An 18,236-nucleotide genomic window follows, 5' to 3' on the forward strand; every position below is an offset into this window, starting at 1 on the left:
TGCTTATTTATAATCCGTCATCTTTCTTCAACCCACCTTTACCATCACTACCCCTTACAGGTCTATTTGGTCGGTTGATTGTGGGCTTTTGCTGATTTCCATTCTGATCCATTCTCTTCCTTACAGAGTCAGGTAATCTCCTTTTCATCTCCTCATCACTGTCCTTTTTAGGCGCTTCTGCGGAAGGGCGATCCTCAATTTCTATCGGCTCCTGACCAGGTACATAATTGGGATTCAGGTAATAGGCCACATCAAAAAGCTCCGGTCGTTCGGTCTCACGCCACTGAAATCCTTCGAGTGTTTTTACGTCATTGGTTAGTTCATGTGGAGGGATGAATTGCGCCTCTGGCTTGGTATATACTGAAAAGCTAGATAGCTGCTGACCTTTGAATCTGATTTGCATGGAAGCACAGAAGATCTTATTCATTCCCATCAGTATCGAATCACCTTCTTCCAGGGCGTAGTAGAGAATTTCTCCATTCCCATTTACATCTATTCGGTCAATCTGATTGTCGAGGAAATACGCCTGCATTTGTCTCCCTTTTATCTGATTGTAGTTTTTGATGGTATCCTCCGAAACAAGGAATGAACGAGACATTAAGTTCATTTTCTTTAATTGTTCTTCCTTTATTTCCAGACTTATGGTGTCTGCTGTTATCTGGTTCTGCTCGTTCCACATGACCGGATCGTCGTAAAAAAACAAAGTAGAATCGCTGATGTAATAGGCCATTGAGTCGGCGATACCTTGCAAACCTTCCTTGTAGACGCGGATGTTGCTGTAAGCCAGAATTCTCTTAGCAGAGTCGTATTTACTCTCAATAGCCACCAATGTATCTGCTGCCAGATAAAAGGTATCAGCTTCTAAGATACGCTTCATCACTGGCTGTCCGTAGATTTTGCTAATACCTTTGCGACGATCGTAATAGCCTTCATTACCAATGATGATGACATCTTCATCTTTGGCAGTCATTTTCACATTGCGCACCGCTTTGTAGTAGCGTTCCAGATCATCAAAGTACAGTTCGTCACCTTCCAGGTAATAATCTTCCGTTTCTATCTGACCTTCTATGAAATCTGACTCTTCTTGTTCGGTTCGAAATTCACCCCCTTTTGAAAAGATGGTGCTACCATCTTCATCGATAATTTCGGTTGGCCCGTAGGTGTAGGCGATCTTGGTGGTAGTGTTGTATTTGAGTGTGTCGGTTTTGAGTGTGAAGTCGGGTGCTACCAGGACTACATTGGTATAGAACTGAGCGTAACTGTCTTTGGAGAAGTAATAACCTATTTTGCTCGTCAGGGTGTTAGTCGAGTCAATGAGTTTTCCTCCATTGAAGTAATGGGCAATTTCTCCATCCAGATCATAATCCAGAAACTCGGTATAGAGTCTTCGTTCATCTTCACGATAAATGACATTCTTTCTCAGTCGGGCCATTCTTACGTCACCTTCATAGACGAGTTCGTCAGATGTGATTACCGCTGGGTCATCTACAATCTTCACATGACCAAACGCTTCCATAAGATTTCGCTTGCTAAAAAATAGCGAACTATCACAGTAAACGGTTGTGTTTTCTTGAGTAAACACTACATTTTCGGTGAGTTTACGGAAAGATTCACCATCTCGCTTTCCGAATTCCAAAGCACCCTCAGCCTCATATCGGATTCGTTTCCCTTTTTGGGCCTGAACCGTGGTTACACTCACCAAAATGATGAGTAGGAATGTATAATATTGTAGTGTTTTCGACATTGAGCGTGCAAAGCTAATATTTATCAACGATTGCGACTCCCTATAGTATATGTACGAACGTTTTTTAACATTTATTAAATCTCATCAAATGATCGGAGCATCGGATCGGGTACTGGTCGCGGTGAGTGGGGGAGTGGATTCGATGGTTTTGCTTCACCTAATGCAGCAGGCAGAAGTGCAGCTGGGTGTTGCTCATGTTAATTATCATTTGAGAGGAGCGGATTCCGATCAAGATCAGAAACTCGTAGAGGAGTATTGTCAGGAGCACCGGATTCCATTGCACTTAAGAGAAGTTGATCAAGCAGAATACGCCGTGGGTGAGTCTATTCAGATGATAGCGCGAACGATTCGTTATGCATTCTTTGAGGAGCTGATGCAAGAACATCTCTACTCCAAAACAGCTACAGCTCATAATCTCAATGACAATCTGGAAACAGTCCTGCTCAATCTGACAAAAGGTACTGGAATTCATGGTTTGACGGGTATTGCACCTGTGAAAGATCAACACATCATCCGTCCATTACTCTTTGCCAGCAAGGAGGAGATTTATGCTTATGCTAAACAGGAAGGGCTGTCCTGGAGGGAGGATACCAGCAATCAGAAGAATGACTACCAACGAAACCGAATTCGCAATAGGGTGATTCCGGAGCTGAAGCAGATCAACCCAAACCTTGAAGCCACCTTTGCTACGACCAACTTGCGGATGAAAGGTGTTGCAGAACTGGTGGATCAGCAAGTTCAAGATATTCTGAAAGACCTGGAGGAGTCTAATGGAGTGCATCAACTATCGAGTATCTGGGTGTCCAATGATGCCAAGAGCCGAATGATACTGTCAGAAGTTTTGAAAGCTTACAATGTCTCTTTTGCTATGGCAATGGAAGTACATCAGGCGATTATTGATGCGTCTGTTGGAGCTCTGTTCGAAACGGACGAATGGACTATCAATGTAGACCGGGAGTCTCTGCTTATTCAAAGCAAGGGATCAAAGCATTTCTTTCAAGAAGAGATGAGTCAGGAGTCTGGCAGAGTAGAGGCCCCTGGAGGATATCTTGTATGGACCAAAGTGCAGGGAAATCAGTTGCCAAAACAGGTTTCACCCAACCAGGCCTATGTGGATTTTGACCTGGTAGAGTGGCCAATAAAACTCCGTCAATGGGAGCAAGGGGACTTCTTTTATCCGTTTGGTATGAGGGGTAAAAAAAAGGTGAGCGATTTTATGATTGATAGCAAAATTCCCGTAACATTGAAAGAACAGGTGATAGTGATGGAATCAGGTAAAAAGATCATGTGGTTGGTGGGCTGGCGAACTGATGATCGATTCAAAGTCACATCCGGTACCACTTCAATGCTCAAAATAGAATTTACAAATCATGCTTAGGTTTTTCAAGAAAAAGTACACCGAGGAGGATTTGTTGCTCTTTAACTTTCTTCGAAAAAACAGGTTTTTTGAAAAGCTGACGAATGAAGAACTATCCTACTTTGCACCTTACCTCTACTTGAGAAAATACCACGAAAATGAAGTGGTTTTTTTCACCAAAGACCCAAGTCAGGCGGTCTATATAGTGAAGAGTGGGATTGTGTCATTGAATCTGGACCTGAAGGATGGTTTTGAAAAACTGATGACACTTCGCAGTGGTCGCTTGTTTGGAGATAATGCGTTCATTTCAGGAACCAAAAGACTTTACTCGGCCATCGTGATGACTGAAGAAGCCGAAATCTACGTGATCCCAAAAGCCAACCTGATGGAGGTGATGAACAACCATCCAGAGGTGCGAGCTAAGGTGATGACAGCCTTTGCTGAACAGTACAATGAGTACACGAGTAACCTGTTTCAAACCTACAAGTCGTCATTGGGTTTCTTCGACCTAAATACGGTCTATAATGACCTAAACCTTTAGCCATCAAAGCTTTGCTATTCCCGCTTTGGATAGTAGCTTTGGCGAGACAAATTTTTCTCATTCAAATCCTTAAAAATAGATGAAAGTAACGGTTGTAGGCGCAGGTGCTGTAGGTGCAAGCTGCGCAGAATACATTGCGATTAAAGATTTCGCTTCTGAGGTTGTTTTGATAGATATCAAAGAAGGTTTTGCTGAAGGAAAGGCTATGGACCTGATGCAGTGTGCTTCTTTGAACAGCTTTGACACAAAGATCACTGGGACCACAAACGATTACTCCAAAACGGCCGGAAGTGATGTTGCCGTAATCACTTCAGGTATACCTCGAAAGCCGGGAATGACGCGTGAAGAGCTGATCTCTACCAATGCAGGTATCGTTAAATCTGTAGCGGAGAACTTAATCAAGCACTCACCAGATGTTATCATCATTGTGGTATCCAACCCAATGGACACCATGGCGTATCTGGCTCACAAAGCTACCGGTTTGCCAAAAAACCGAATCATTGGTATGGGTGGCGCATTGGATTCAGCACGATTCAAATACAGACTATCTGAGGCACTAGAATGCCCGGCATCTGATGTAGATGGAATGGTGATTGGTGGACATAGCGATACTGGCATGATCCCATTGACTAGATTGGCGACCAGAAACAGTGTGCCAGTATCTAAATTCTTGTCAGCTGACAAACTGGAGTACGTGAAAGAAGAAACCAAAGTTGGTGGAGCTACCTTGACCAAGCTTCTGGGTACTTCTGCATGGTATGCTCCAGGAGCAGCGGTTTCAGCGATGGTTCAGGCTATTGCTTGCGATACCAAGAAAATGTTCCCTTGCTCTTGCCTGCTAGAAGGTGAGTATGGCTTGTCTGATATCTCCATCGGGGTGCCAGCCATCATCGGCAGAAACGGTATCGAAAAGATCGTGGAAATCGAACTAGACGATGCAGAGAAAGCAAAGCTGCAAGAAAGTGCTGATGCCGTGAAGAAAACAAACGGACTATTGTAAGTCTTAAAGAAGAAGTAAAATTGATCAAACCCTGACAAGCTTGCTTCGTCAGGGTTTTTTGTTGGTGTTCACAACAAAGGATTAATCTAAGTAATTTGCGAATTCGTATGAACCTGTTGTATTTTGAGGCTCCTTAAGGAATTTGCTAAGAATCATACTCCATGATAGAAAAATACGATCATTTAATCGAACAAAGTGACTTAATCAGTCGTGATCTCAGCTGGTTGAGTTTCAACTACCGGGTGCTGGACCAGTCCATGAAGACCGGCCGTAGTTTGTTTGATAAGCTGAAGTTTGTTGCTATTACTGCTTCCAATGCAGATGAGTTTTTCATGATTCGGGTAGGAAGTTTGTACAACTATCTGGACTATGGTAAAGATCGTGTGGATTATTCCGGCTTGCGTGCAGTTCCATTCAAGCGTAAACTATTGCATGATTACAAGGGATTTGCTGCCACACAAAATGATGTGTTTATCAACCAGCTCAAGCCTGAGTTTTCCAAAAACAACTTTGAAATCCTCTCCTACGACAAGCTGCAAAAGAGAGAAAAGGAACGTGTGAGTAACTACTTTGAGAAGATGGTGTTCCCAATGCTTACACCAATGGTTTTCGATTCTTATCATTCATTCCCGATATTGATGAACAACATTCTGGTGTTTGGAGTAGTCACCAAGACGGAGGATAAGAAGGAAAAGAAGAAGATGTCGTTCATCCAGATCCCTCAAAACCTGCCTCGGTTTTACGAAATGGAGCGGAAAGAGAAAGTCATCTTCGTGCCAATAGAGGAAGTGGTGAGAGAACACATCGATGAAGTCTTTAAGAATGTTCAGATTTCATCCAAAACCCTTTTTCGAGTGACGAGAAACGGTGATTTTACACTGGAAGAGTCCGAAGATATGGATACCAACTTCATCGAGGAGATGAAGAAAAAACTAAAGACCAGAAAGACCGGACGTGTAGTAAGACTGGAAGTGGAAAGTAGCTACGATAAGTGGCTACTTCGTCAGCTAAAAAACAGGTATGAAATCGATGATGATAACATCATTCAGATACCTGAAGGAGGATTGATGGATTACACTGGACTTTGGCAGATTGTCAAGAATGATGAGTTCAAAGAGCAGATGGTTTCCTTGCCAAAACCAGTGCCACCGATCAGCATGTCCGAATATGAAGATCAGAACATGTTCAAAATCCTCAAAGATCGTGATATCCTGTTGCACCACCCGTACAATAGCATCGATCCACTACTGGATCTGCTCGATCAGGCGGCAGATGACCCGAACGTACTTTCTATCAAGCTGACGATCTACAGACTGGCCAAGAACTCGCGAATTGTCACGGCTTTGCTCAATGCCGCTGAAAATGGCAAACACGTATCAGTTCTCTTTGAAGTGAAGGCACGTTTTGATGAAGAAAACAACATGAAAGAAGCCCAGCGCCTTCAGCGAGCGGGTTGTTTTGTGATTTACGGAGTGGGCATGTTGAAAACCCATACCAAACTGTTGCTCATCGTTAGAAGAGAAGGTGAGAAGGTCAGACGCTTTGTGCATATGTCTTCTGGTAACTACAATGAAGATACCGCAAGGCTCTACACTGATATCGGATTGATGAGCTCCAACGAGGCCTACGCCAACGACGTGCAGGAATTCTTCAATGTAATCACCGGCCACTCGGTACCAGATCAGTATGAAAACCTGATTACAGCTCCACGAGAAATGCGCAACAAATTGATCGAGCTGATCAATAAGGAAGAAGAGAATGCTAAAAATGGCTTGCCGTCTGGGATAGTCATTAAAATCAATTCGCTTCAGGATAGTGACACGATCATGGCGCTATATGCTGCATCGAGAGCCGGAGTGAACATCAAGCTCATCGTCCGGGGGATCTGCTGTATTCGTCCTGGGCGTGAAGGTTTGAGTGAAAATATCACCGTCAAATCGATCGTCGGGGATTACCTGGAGCACAGCCGTATTTATTACTTTCATAACAATGGCAATCCATTGGTCTACAGTGGCAGTGCCGACATGATGGTGCGTTCATTTGATAGCCGGTTGGAATCCTTGTTTATGATCAATGATACACTCCTCAAGCAACAGGCCATCAACATTCTTTCTTTCAATCTGAAGGACAATGTGAACTCCTATGAAATGAACGAAGATGGTTCTTTCACACCTATCAACCGTGAGGATGAGAAGCCATTTAATATCCACAAAGAGTTTTACAGGGTGAAGCGAGAGGGTGTACTGGCAGCCAAACTATTTGACTGATGAGAGACAAGGAGTATTGGATACAACATCTGGAAATGGAGGCGCATCCAGAGGGTGGATATTACAAAGAAGTTTATCGCAATCCGAACACCATCCAGATTATGAGAGGTGGCGGTACCCGAAATCTGGCTACTTCCATTTATTTTTTGCTTGGCAAAGGAGATAAGTCACACTTTCATCAATTGACCTCAGATGAGCTCTGGTATTACCATGGAGGGGGAACTCTGGATGTCCACATTTTTGAGAATGGGGAATACCGTTTGGAGAAACTGGGTAACAAGCCAGATGACGGTGAGAGTTTGCAGGTCTTGCTGCCACGTCAGTCCATTTTCGCAGCGGAGCTTAGTGCTTTATCTCCAGAGGATTTTGCGCTAATTGGCTGCATGGTGAATCCTGGCTTTGACTTTAAGGATTTTCGGTTGGTTGGAAAAGAAGAGCTAATGAAAGATTATCAGGATCATGAAGAGTTGATCGATCATTTTACGCTGACGGATTTGATTTGAACCCAGCGTGGCAGGGTTTTCATCCAGTTAGAAGCTGAATCCTAATTTGATTCCCGCAGATAATCCATAGATGGTGAAAGGTCGATTGTCCGATATGGCGGGTGATTGAAAGTTGGGAGGAGCCAAGTAATCATTTAGACTTATTTTCAGGCGTGATCCAAATCGAAAATGTTAATCTAAATGGAAGCCTTTTTGACCTTGCTGCAAATGGGTAGAGTTAATAAGCAGGTTTCTGTTTTCTCTAACAGATAAATGTGACATCAAAATCCTGTTTAGGATCAATAATTCTTGAAATATACCCTGAGCATGAGGAGTTGGTGGAGCGGTTTACAATTGAGTGATCAATCCTACCTCACCCTCAACTTCAGAGTTTGTTTGTAGTTGCTGTTTGACAGATTAACGACAATGATGCCTTGCTCAATCTGGTCGATAGACACGGACTTCATGTTACTCACGGTATCTCGCAGCAACAACCTTCCGGATAAATCATAAAAAGTGGCTTGATATGCGTCATTGAAGGGTGATCGAATACCAAATTTTCCATCCTGAATAAAGCATTTCAATTCATTTTTTTGAATGTTCAGAACCTCGGGAAGGTCTTCCAGCCAGCTCATCACATCTGGGAAAATAGACCTCCAATAAGCTTCGTTGTGCTCGCGACCGGGATGCACTTCCTGTTTCAGTTCATCAAACCCCTTGCTTTCCAGTAAGTCATACACTTTGTTCATATTGGTTTCTACTGACTTAGGTTCATCCCCACCAGCACTCATGTATACTTTCACCTTTGCATCGGTTTGGATAGTATCTATAAAAGTGTAAATCTCTGGGTTGAACCAGAAGGCTGGAGATAATGCTCCAATTTTCCCAAACACTTCTGAATATTTCAATCCAGCGTAAATAGAGATGAGACCTCCCAGCGAACTTCCTACGAGTGAGGTGTTGGACCTGTCAGTCAATGTCCTGTAGTTTTCATCCACATATGGTTTCAACACTGTTACCAGGAATTCCGAATACGCGTTTCCTTCTCCACCACCGTATTGATTGTTGGCCCATGGAGAGTACTCAGCAATACGCTTTTCGCCACCATTGTCAATACCTACTACTATAAAGCCTTTTGCTGACTGTTCGAAAATCTCGTCCAGTGACTCATCTACTTCCCATTCCCCCGCAAAAGCCGTAGCATCGTCGAACAGGTTCTGTCCATCATGCATGTAAATCACCGGGTAATGGGTAGTGGTGAAATTATAGTCTGGAGGAAGGTAAATCCAGACCCTTCTTGATCGGTCCAGTTGAGGGATGTAAAAGTCATCAATGGTGGTGACATTGGCAGATTTTGAAGTTAGCTCAGCATGCTCCAGGTCTTTCCAGGTGACAATTTTCACAAACACTGTGTCGTGTCCAGCGCTGAAATGATGCCATCGGTTAGCTATATCCTTGCCCCATTCATCTGTCTCTACAGCGTTCCAGTTTCCCCTTGTAAACTTGAAGTCAATGTCCTTCTTGTCCGATTGAATGGTTATCGCATAGGTATCTCCTGTTTGTTTCAATTGATAGGCAGCACTGTCAGGCGTCCAATTATTGAAGTCTCCGGCGATGAAAATAGAAGAACCATCGTGGTTATCTGGTAAGTCATTGACAATAAAAGTGACCTGGCCGTGAATGGTCAGAGCTAAAAAATAGCTAAGGACTAAGGCTGGTAGTTTCATGGGTTGCTGTTTGGGTTAAAACTAAGCAAAGTCCGTCTAAATAAATTATGGATATCAAATGTGTAAAAAGTTGTCACCATCTGTTTAGACAGGCCGTGGAGATACAAACGTTTTCATTTCGATTTTAGAGGGTTTGTGTGCTTGTGACACATTCATTGGCGGTGGAGAAGTATTCCCAGGACCAAATCATTGTTTGTAAAAACTTCAATTTCATAGTAGTTTGAGGCTTTGTTTTTAACAGAATACCAATTTTAACCTACTTCCAAAGCTGATTTCTTAGTGAATTATGCTTACCTTAATCTGAAGGGTGCAGTGGGTAGAAACTGGCTCAAAACATCAATAACTTACGAAATGAAACAAATACACATTCGACTTAGCGTCATGATGTTCCTCCAATTTTTTATCTGGGGAGGATGGTTCGTCACACTTGGTACCTTTATGGACAACAATCTCAATGCTGCAGGAGGTGAAATCGCCATGGCATTCTCCACCCAATCCTGGGGAGCGATCATCGCACCATTTATCATTGGTTTGATTGCAGATAGGTATTTCAATGCAGAACGGATTTTAGGAATACTTCACATACTAGGAGCTGTGCTCATGTACCAGATGTATGTGGCTACTGATTTTGGGAGTTTTTATCCGTATGTGTTGGCATACATGATTGCCTACATGCCAACACTCGCTTTGGTCAACTCCGTTTCATTTCGTCAGATGACGGATCCATCCAAGGAATTCTCCAAAATCCGTGTTTTTGGAACAATTGGATGGATTGTGGCAGGACTGGTGATCAGCTATGTGTTCTCATGGGATGCACAAGAAGCGATCTCTGGAGGTATGCTTAAAAACACCTTTTTGATGACTGCTATCGCTTCACTTTTGCTTGGTATTTACAGCTTCACCCTTCCGAAAACACCTCCAGCAGTGGCTAAAGGTGAGAAGCTCACAGTCAGTGATATTCTGGGACTGGATGCTTTAAAGCTTTTGAACAATCGCAACTTTGCGGTATTCTTTGTTTCATCCATTCTCATCTGTATTCCATTAGCATTCTATTATCAAAACGCCAATCCATTTTTGGTGGAAGTAGGTGTAGCTAATGCTACAGGTAAAATGACCATTGGTCAGATCTCTGAAGTGCTCTTCATGCTCCTCTTGCCAGTTTTCCTCACCAAATATGGAATCAAGAAAACGTTACTTTTTGGTATGCTTGCCTGGGCTATTCGTTATGCATTGTTCGCATTTGGCAATGCTGATAGCCTGGTTTTCATGTTGTTATTAGGTATTGCTTTACATGGTATCTGCTATGACTTCTTTTTTGTGTCTGGACAGATTTATACTGATTCAAAAGCAGGAGAGAAATTTAAAAGTTCCGCTCAAGGCATGATTACACTGGCTACTTATGGAGTGGGAATGCTCATTGGCTTTTGGGTGGCCGGACAGATCACAGACTACTTTGTAGTGGATGGTGGTCATGCCTGGGAGAGTATTTGGATGTTCCCGGCAGGATTTGCGGTGCTGGTGTTCATTATATTCGGAATCGCATTTAAGAAAGAAGACATTTCATACGAAAAGTAAAATCACTTAACGAATGAGTAAAGGAAAAATACGATTAGGTCTGATTGGTGGAGGAGCCAATTCATTCATTGGTCCAGTTCACAGAATTGCAGCCTACATGGGCGAACGCTATCAGTTGGTCGGTGGTGTGTTTGATGTGGACTTTTCCGAGAGTAAAAAGTTTGCTGCGAAACTAGAGCTAGATACCGCTCGCACCTATGCCACGATCGAGGAGTTCATCGAAAAAGAAGCTGCCTTGCCTGCAGAGGAGCGAATTGAAGTGGTCTCAGTTTTGACACCAAACTTCCTACACTATCCCATGGCGGCTCAGCTAATCAAGGCTGGATTTCATGTGATTTGTGAAAAGCCTATCACCATGAAAGCATCGGAGGCTGTAGAGCTGGAGTCACTGGTCAAAGAACATGGAGTTGTGTTCTGTCTGACACACACCTACACGGGTTACCCGATGGTTCGTCAAATGAAGGCCATGATAGCAGAAGGAGTCATTGGTAAAATCCAAAAAGTGGATGCGCAGTATTACCAGGGATGGATCAACCCTTTCATCCATGAGAAGGAAAAGAGAGCTCAGGTATGGCGACTTGACCCGGCTAAATCTGGTCAGAGCTGCTGTTACGGAGACATTGGAGTACATGCCTTCAACCTTATCGAGTATACCTCAGGGTTGAAGGTGGAAAAAGTACTGGCTGATCTCAATACGATGTACGAAGACAATCCACTAGATGTGGACGGCACCACACTGATCCGTACCAAAGAGGGAATAAGAGGTGTGATCTGTGCAAGCCAGATTGCGACTGGTGAAGAGAACAATATAAAAGTGGCGGTCTATGGTGATAAAGGTGGATTAGTCTGGGAACAGGAACATCCAACTTATTTGACACACCTGATAGAAGGGGAGCCGGCCAGAACCTTGAAACCTGGTAATCCATACAATTCTGAATTCTCTCTGGAAAGCACCAAAATAGCTCCTGGTCATCCAGAGGGACTATTTGATGCTATGGGCAACATCTATGCAGGCACCGCTCAGGCCATTCGTGGTGAGGCTTACCGAGATGGCGCTTTCCCGAATGTGGAAGATGGAGTGCGTGGAATGAAATTTATTGAGGCCGTTTTGCTTTCAAGTAGGAATGGTCAAACCTGGGAAACAATATAAGCTATGAGTCATCGAAAGCTACGTATGGGTATGATTGGTGGTGGTCAGGGAGCCTTCATTGGCGGAGTGCATCGCATTGCTGCCAATATGGACGGTCAGATCGAGTTGGTCTGCGGTGCATTTAGTTCCAATCCACAGCGATCCAAAGATTCTGGTAGGGAACTGTACTTACCAGAACACCGATGCTATGGCAGCTTTCAGGAAATGATTCAAAAGGAGAAGGAGTTACCTGAAGGAGAGCGAATGGATTTTGTCTCCATTGTTACTCCGAATGTGATGCACTTCGATCCTGCCATGTTGGCTCTGGAGAATGATTTCCCAGTAATCATAGATAAGCCTTTGGCATTTACCCTAGAGCAAGCCAGAAAGCTTGAAGAAAAGGTAAAAGCTACCGGACTTCCTTTTGCAGTGACTTACACCTACACGGGCTACCCGATGGTCAAGCAAGCTATGGCCATGGTCAGAAATGGCGAAATTGGTACGGTACACAAAATCATGGTGGAGTATCCACAGGGCTGGCTCACCACCAAGGTGGAAGATACCGATCAGAAACAAGCTTCCTGGCGAGCTGATCCGGCATGTGCCGGAATCAGTAACTGCTTCGGAGATATCGGAACACATGCCGTGAATATGGTGGAGTATGTGACTGGTCTGAAGGTAACTGAGGTGCTTTCAGAGATTCGAGCCACGATGAATGGCAGAACGTTAGATGACGATGCAAATGTGCTCTTACATTTTGAGAATGGCGCCAATGGAGTGCTCAGTGCCTCCCAGGTGGCGAATGGAGACGAAAATGACCTCAAATTTCGGGTTTATGGTGACAAAGGAGGATTGGAGTGGTCTCAAAAAGACTTGAATACTTTAATCGTGAAGGATCATGGCAATCCAGATCGGATTTTCAGAACGGGAGCAGATCGAGGTGGCTACTTGTCTGAAGAGGCCATGTTGCATACAAGAACTCCATCGGGTCACCCAGAAGGATATTTAGAAGCATTTGCTAACATCTACCGAAACTATGCTCATGCATTGAGAGGGCATCTTTTTGGGGAAGTAGTGAATCCTAAAATGGATTTTCCCGGGATTGAAGAAGGAGTGATCGGAATGGCGATGATTGAGGCGGTAGTCGATTCGACCAAAAATGGTAATGTTTGGACGAAGGTGAACTATTAGGTTTTTGAGTTGAATGTTGAAAGTTTTAGGTTGAATTTCTATGGCAACAATAAGCGATTTTAAAGGATTGAAAGTTTGGCAGGCCTCAAGAGTCTTGAATCAGAAAGTCTTTATGGAAGTCCTTCAGAAGGAGAGTATACAAGATTATGCATTAAAGGATCAGTTGAATAGATCTGCTGGGTCGGTTATGGATAATGTCGCAGAGGGTTTCGGAAGAGGTGGAAATAAGGAATTCATCAATTTTCTGGGCTTTTCTCTTGGTTCTCTCAGTGAAGTGGAAAGTCAATTATTAAGAGGTTTTGACAGATCTTACCTTAATAACAGTCAGTTAGAGAAGTTTGAAAAAAGTATAAAAGAGTTAAGAGGGATGCTCATATCTTTTTCGAATTATTTGCGGAAGTCGGGCATTCGTGGGAGTAAATTCAAGGTTGAAGAACCTTCAGCTACCTATGGAAATCTTGACTCTTAAAACTTTGAACTAACCATAGAACCAAAAACTTAGAACTTAAAACTTAAAGAAATGAAAACAATCAAAGGACCAGCCATTTTTTTGGCGCAGTTTGCAGACGACAAGGCTCCATTTGATAATCTCAAAAATATATGTGAATGGGCAAAAGGTCTTGGCTATAAAGGAGTGCAGATTCCTGCGTGGGATGGACGACTCATTGACATCAAGAAAGCTGCAGATAGTAAGACTTATGCAGATGAGATCAAAGGCATCGTCAACGAGGCTGGCCTGGAGATTACCGAATTAGCTACACACCTTCAGGGTCAGTTGGTAGCGGTACACCCAGCCTACGATAGCATGTTTGATGCTTTCGCTCCAGATGAAGTCAAAGGCAATCCTAAAGATCGCAACGAATGGGCAATAGATCAGGTAAAGTCAGCAGCTACTGCCAGTAAAAACCTGGGTCTCAATGTGATGGCTAGTTTCTCTGGAGCATTACTCTGGCATACTGTTTATCCATGGCCTCAGCGTCCTGCAGGTTTGGTTGATCTTGGCTTTAAAGAATTGGCCAAAAAATGGATGCCGATTTTGGATCACGCTAAAGACAATGGAGTAGAAATCTGCTATGAGCTTCACCCAGGAGAAGACTTGCATGATGGCATCACCTATGAGCGTTTCTGGGAGGCAACTGGCAAACACAGTTCAGCCAAAATCCTCTATGATCCATCGCACTTTTTACTTCAGCAAATGGATTATCTCCAGTTCATCGATTTCTATCATGAAAACATCCGCATGTTCCATGTCAAGGATGCAGAGTTCAATCCGACAGGCAAAGCCGGAGTGTACGGGGGATACCAGGGTTGGGTAGAGCGACCAGGAAGATTCCGATCGCTTGGTGATGGTCAGGTTGATTTTAGTGGTATTTTCTCCAAACTCAGCCAATACGATTTTGATGGTTGGGCGGTACTGGAATGGGAGTGCTGCATTAAGTCTCCACAGCAGGGTGCTGCAGAAGGCGCACCATTCATTCAAAACCACATCATAGAGGTAACGGAAAAAGCATTTGATGATTTTGCCGGGGCCAAACCAGACGATGAAGCGAATAGAAAGATATTGGGATTGTAAAGAAGAATAACGACTATATGAATAAGTATTTGGTATTTGGCCTGGTTGCTTTGATTCTGGCTGCCTGCAAGGAAGAGAAAAAGGTAGAGCGACCTATTGAGGCCTGGGTTTTTCGGTCAGTTATGGATCAGAAGCCGAGAATGGTGACAGCAGCACTAAACGATGAGGTATGGGTGTCTTATGACGCACAGCGAGCTTCCCTTTACAAAGCGTGGAAAGGAGGAGTCAACTTTGATGGAGCGGTTTACACCACAGTGCATGGTCCTCAGCCGACTAGTAAAGGATATGCTTACCATACTGATGAGGATGAGGAAGATAATGAATGGTTTGTTGTCAAGGATGGTCAGGTATCGAAACCAACTATTCAATACGTGGGGCACCGGTTGACTAATGATCAGGTGCAGTTGATGTATGACTTAGTCGTTGATGGTCAGGTCATTCGGGTAGCTGAAACACCCGAGGCAGTCAAGCGTGGTAGCCAAAACGGTCTCTTTAGGAAGTTCGAGGTAGAAAATGCCGGTGAATACGCTGTTGGTCTAAATACAACTATTGGTTCGTTGCTCAATGAACGGGATATTACCACCAATGCTGATTTTCAAATCACCTCTACGGATGAAGTAGCTTATCCTGGTGGATCTGTTTTAAAGGTTTCAGGGAAGTTAATGCTCAACAACGACCAACCCACAGAGATCAAAGCATTCTATCACCAGGGCTTTGATTTGGCTGCTGGAAGTGCCACTGAAGATCAGCAAGAGGAGTTGGCTATTCCTGTTGGAGCCCAACTCATCGAGAGAAGTGATTGTAAGTCTTGCCACAATGAAGAGGTAAAAACTGTAGGACCAGCATATGTGGCTGTGGCCAGAAAGTACAACGATAGCGACGAAACCGTGGCGATGTTGGCGGGTAAAGTCATTAAAGGAGGAAGCGGAGTCTGGGGTGAAGCCCTAATGACGGCTCACACAGATTTAGCTGTAGAGGACGCTGAGAGTATGGTTAGATATATTCTGTCGCTGGATGATGATGACGGAGAATCTGACGCCAATGCGTGGCATTTGGGTGTGAAGACGGTAACCCCCGGTTTTAGAGACGACTTTTCTAAAATCACGGAGGAGACATCCGGTCTTGCAGCTTACTTGTATTTATACTCCGGTGATTCGCCAAATTTCAGTGTCTTACAGGGAGAAGCACCGTTCAAAGGTGCGGTGATTCCACAGCTACATATCCGTAGCAATACGGCATTTGGTGACCAGCGAGAAGACGTAGCTATGATAGCGAAAGGTTCCCTCATCATTCCCAAAACAGCGAGCTACAGCTTCAGAATTGTTTCAGATGATGGGAGTAAGGTCTATATCAATGGAGAGGAAATCATTGATAATGGAGGACCGCATGGTACGCGTGCACGTGACGGGGAAGTCTACCTCAAAGCTGGTAAGCATGACTTAGAAATACATTATTACAATGGTGCAGCGGATGGAGTCATTTCCTTCCAATGGTTCAACAAGGATTTGGGCAATTTTGAGGTGGTTCCTGAAAGCATGCTTTCGGTTGCGCCAGATGACTATCAGGAAGTTAAGCCTTATGTAGATGCACGTAAACTGGTCAAATCCATACCTGGTGATCAGCAATGGCTGGATGGTGTTCACCCTTCATTTGACCTCTTCCAGGCCAGACCAAATGACTTTCAACCTCGAGTGGGCGGGATCGATTTTCTCAATGAAGATCAGATGCTGGTTTGTACCTGGGATGCCTTAGGACCTGTTTATTTGGTAGAGAACTTCAGATCTGAGAATCCGGAAGAGATAACTGTCAAACGAATAGCCACAGGGTTGGCTGAGCCATTAGGGATCAAGGTAGTAGATGGAGAGATTTATGTGCTCCAAAAACAGGAGTTAACCAAGTTGGTGGATACAGACGGTGACATGATTATCGATGAGTATCTCACTGTCGCTGATGACTGGACTGTTTCTTCCAATTTCCACGAGTTCTCATTTGGTCTGGTGTATAAGGATGGTTACTTCTATGGGGCTTTGGCCACAGATATCCTGCCCGGCGGAGCATCTGCCGATCCACAACCGAAAGATCGAGGAAAGCTCGCGAAAATCTCCAAAGAAACAGGAGAAGTAGAATTCATTGCATCCGGTCTGAGAACGCCAAACGGAATAGGTATAGGTGTAGACGGTGAAATCTTTGTAGCTGATAATCAGGGAGATTGGTTGCCGGCTTCTAAGATCAATCACGTGCGAAAGGGTGCCTGGTTTGGGTCTCGCTCAGTGGATTATGAAGGTACTGAAGGGCTGGTGCAGGACGAACCTGTAGTATGGTTACCACAAGATGAAATTGGCAACTCCCCGAGTACACCACTCTACCTCGACAAGGGACCTTACGCCGGACAAATGATTCACTGCGAAGTGACTCATGGTGGCGTTAAACGAGTATTTGTGGAGAAAATCAATGATAATTACCAGGGAGTTGTGTTTAGGTTTTCTCAAGGGATCGAAGCGGGAGTTAATCGACTAGCCTGGGCCCCGGACGGCTCGTTGCTCGTAGGAGGAATCGGTGTATCCGGTAACTGGGGACAAACTGGTAAGCTCAATTACGGACTGCAGCGCATGGTTTACAATGGCGAGTCTACTTTCGAGATGCTAAAAGTAATGGCCAAATCAGATGGTTTTGAAATTGAATTTACCGAACCGATCAAAGCCGGACAGGTTATTTCTCCTGATAACTTCCAAATAGAGCAGTTCTATTTCAAGCCAACTAAAGAATACGGTGGACCGAAATTAGGTTTAGAAACCATGACTCCAACGGCATTTTCGCTATCGGAAGACCGAAAAACGGTGTCTTTTAGGTTGGATGGTTTGAAAGAAAAGCATGTGGTTTATTTCCGTGTGAAGCGCCCATTTGTAAGCGCAAAGGACCAGGAGCTCTGGACTACAGAAGCATGGTACACACTGACCAATATTCCTGAAAATAATCCAGTAAATATTCAGCCTTACAAGATTCCAAACAACCAATTGACGGAGACAGAGAAACAGGCTGGTTGGAAGTTGTTGTTTGATGGAAAGAGTACCACCGGATTGAGAAATTATAACAGCCAAACACTCAGCAATAAATGGCAGGTTGCTAACGGTTCTTTGGTATTTAATCCAGGAGCTTCGGGAGATGGTGGAGATGTGGTCATTACAGACAAACCTTATGAAAATTATGAACTATCACTTGATTGGAAGATTTCTGAAGGTGGGAATAGTGGTATTATCTATAATGTGGTGGAAGACGAGCAATATGCTTACCCGTGGCTGACAGGAATGGAGAATCAGATTCTGGACAACACTAAACACCCTGATGGCCAGATTGAAAAACATCGGGCAGGGGATCTCTATGATATGATAGAGACAAAATTTGTCACGGTCAATCCAGCTGGAGAATGGAATTCAGTAATCCTGAAAGTCAATAATGGACATGTAGAACATTGGCTCAATGGCTATAAAGTGGTAGAGTATGATTTGTGGGATGATACCTGGAATGCTCTGGTCGCAGGAAGTAAATTCAGCGAAATGCCTGATTTCGGAAAGGCAAAAGCAGGTCACATTACCTTGCAAGATCACGGTAATAGCGTGTGGTTTAGAAATATAAAAATAAGAGAATTATAA

13 protein-coding genes are annotated in these 18,236 nt (G+C 43.9%); 11 read left to right on the plus strand and 2 right to left on the minus strand.

From position 1 onward, the window contains the following. Positions 1-7 precede the first annotated feature (7 nt). The gene (locus ACO067_RS19940; RefSeq protein WP_421877452.1) at positions 8-1,744 is read right to left on the minus strand and encodes an OstA-like protein; all 1,737 of its coding nucleotides are present in this window, start codon (positions 1,742-1,744) and stop codon (positions 8-10) included. An 88-nt stretch (positions 1,745-1,832) separates the two neighbouring features. Between ACO067_RS19940 and tilS the strand changes: the two genes are divergently transcribed. The 5 genes from tilS to ACO067_RS19965 all read left to right on the plus strand — a co-directional run bounded on the left by tilS (position 1,833) and on the right by ACO067_RS19965 (position 7,412). Then, positions 1,833-3,122, plus strand: a complete 1,290-nt coding sequence (tilS, locus tag ACO067_RS19945; protein WP_421877454.1) for a tRNA lysidine(34) synthetase TilS — start codon at positions 1,833-1,835, stop codon at positions 3,120-3,122. Continuing rightward, positions 3,115-3,642 (plus strand): Crp/Fnr family transcriptional regulator, encoded by a 528-nt coding sequence (locus ACO067_RS19950; RefSeq protein ID WP_421877457.1) that lies wholly within the window; start codon positions 3,115-3,117, stop codon positions 3,640-3,642. Before tilS ends, ACO067_RS19950 begins: the two co-directional genes overlap by 8 nt. Positions 3,643-3,721: 79 nt before the next feature. Further along, positions 3,722-4,642: a malate dehydrogenase gene (gene mdh / locus ACO067_RS19955; RefSeq protein WP_421877459.1), complete on the plus strand. Its 921-nt coding sequence runs from the start codon at positions 3,722-3,724 to the stop codon at positions 4,640-4,642. A 161-nt stretch (positions 4,643-4,803) separates the two neighbouring features. Next, entirely contained in the window at positions 4,804-6,909 is a 2,106-nt protein-coding gene (ppk1, locus tag ACO067_RS19960; RefSeq protein WP_421877461.1) for a polyphosphate kinase 1, read from the plus strand. Next, positions 6,909-7,412, plus strand: a complete 504-nt coding sequence (locus ACO067_RS19965) for a cupin domain-containing protein (protein ID WP_421877463.1) — start codon at positions 6,909-6,911, stop codon at positions 7,410-7,412. Before ppk1 ends, ACO067_RS19965 begins: the two co-directional genes overlap by 1 nt. Before the next feature lie 347 nt (positions 7,413-7,759). On the opposite strand, the gene ACO067_RS19970 is transcribed toward ACO067_RS19965, so the two are convergent. Further along, complete coding sequence (locus ACO067_RS19970; RefSeq protein WP_421877465.1) at positions 7,760-9,118, minus strand: alpha/beta hydrolase-fold protein; 1,359 nt, start codon at positions 9,116-9,118, stop codon at positions 7,760-7,762. 351 nt (positions 9,119-9,469) lie between these two features. Here ACO067_RS19970 and ACO067_RS19975 point away from each other — a divergent pair, with 351 nt between their 5' ends. From ACO067_RS19975 to ACO067_RS20000, 6 genes are read left to right on the plus strand one after another with little or no spacing between them, the layout of a single operon-like run. Continuing rightward, positions 9,470-10,693: a nucleoside permease gene (locus ACO067_RS19975; RefSeq protein WP_421877467.1), complete on the plus strand. Its 1,224-nt coding sequence runs from the start codon at positions 9,470-9,472 to the stop codon at positions 10,691-10,693. Positions 10,694-10,706: 13 nt separating this feature from the next. Next, a complete protein-coding gene (locus ACO067_RS19980; RefSeq protein WP_421877470.1) occupies positions 10,707-11,843 on the plus strand; it encodes a Gfo/Idh/MocA family protein in 1,137 nt (378 codons plus the stop codon). Positions 11,844-11,846: 3 nt separating this feature from the next. After that, on the plus strand, positions 11,847-13,013 hold the full coding sequence (locus tag ACO067_RS19985) for a Gfo/Idh/MocA family protein (RefSeq protein ID WP_421877473.1): 1,167 nt from the start codon (positions 11,847-11,849) through the stop codon (positions 13,011-13,013). Between the two features lie 40 nt (positions 13,014-13,053). Next, a complete protein-coding gene (locus ACO067_RS19990; protein WP_421877475.1) occupies positions 13,054-13,482 on the plus strand; it encodes a four helix bundle protein in 429 nt (142 codons plus the stop codon). A gap of 51 nt (positions 13,483-13,533) precedes the next feature. Continuing rightward, complete coding sequence (locus ACO067_RS19995; protein WP_421877478.1) at positions 13,534-14,586, plus strand: sugar phosphate isomerase/epimerase family protein; 1,053 nt, start codon at positions 13,534-13,536, stop codon at positions 14,584-14,586. 17 nt (positions 14,587-14,603) lie between these two features. Then, entirely contained in the window at positions 14,604-18,236 is a 3,633-nt protein-coding gene (locus ACO067_RS20000; RefSeq protein ID WP_421877480.1) for a family 16 glycoside hydrolase, read from the plus strand.

The sequence above is a fragment of the Marinoscillum sp. genome (assembly GCF_965229915.1).
Classification (GTDB): Bacteria; Bacteroidota; Bacteroidia; order Cytophagales; family Cyclobacteriaceae; genus Marinoscillum.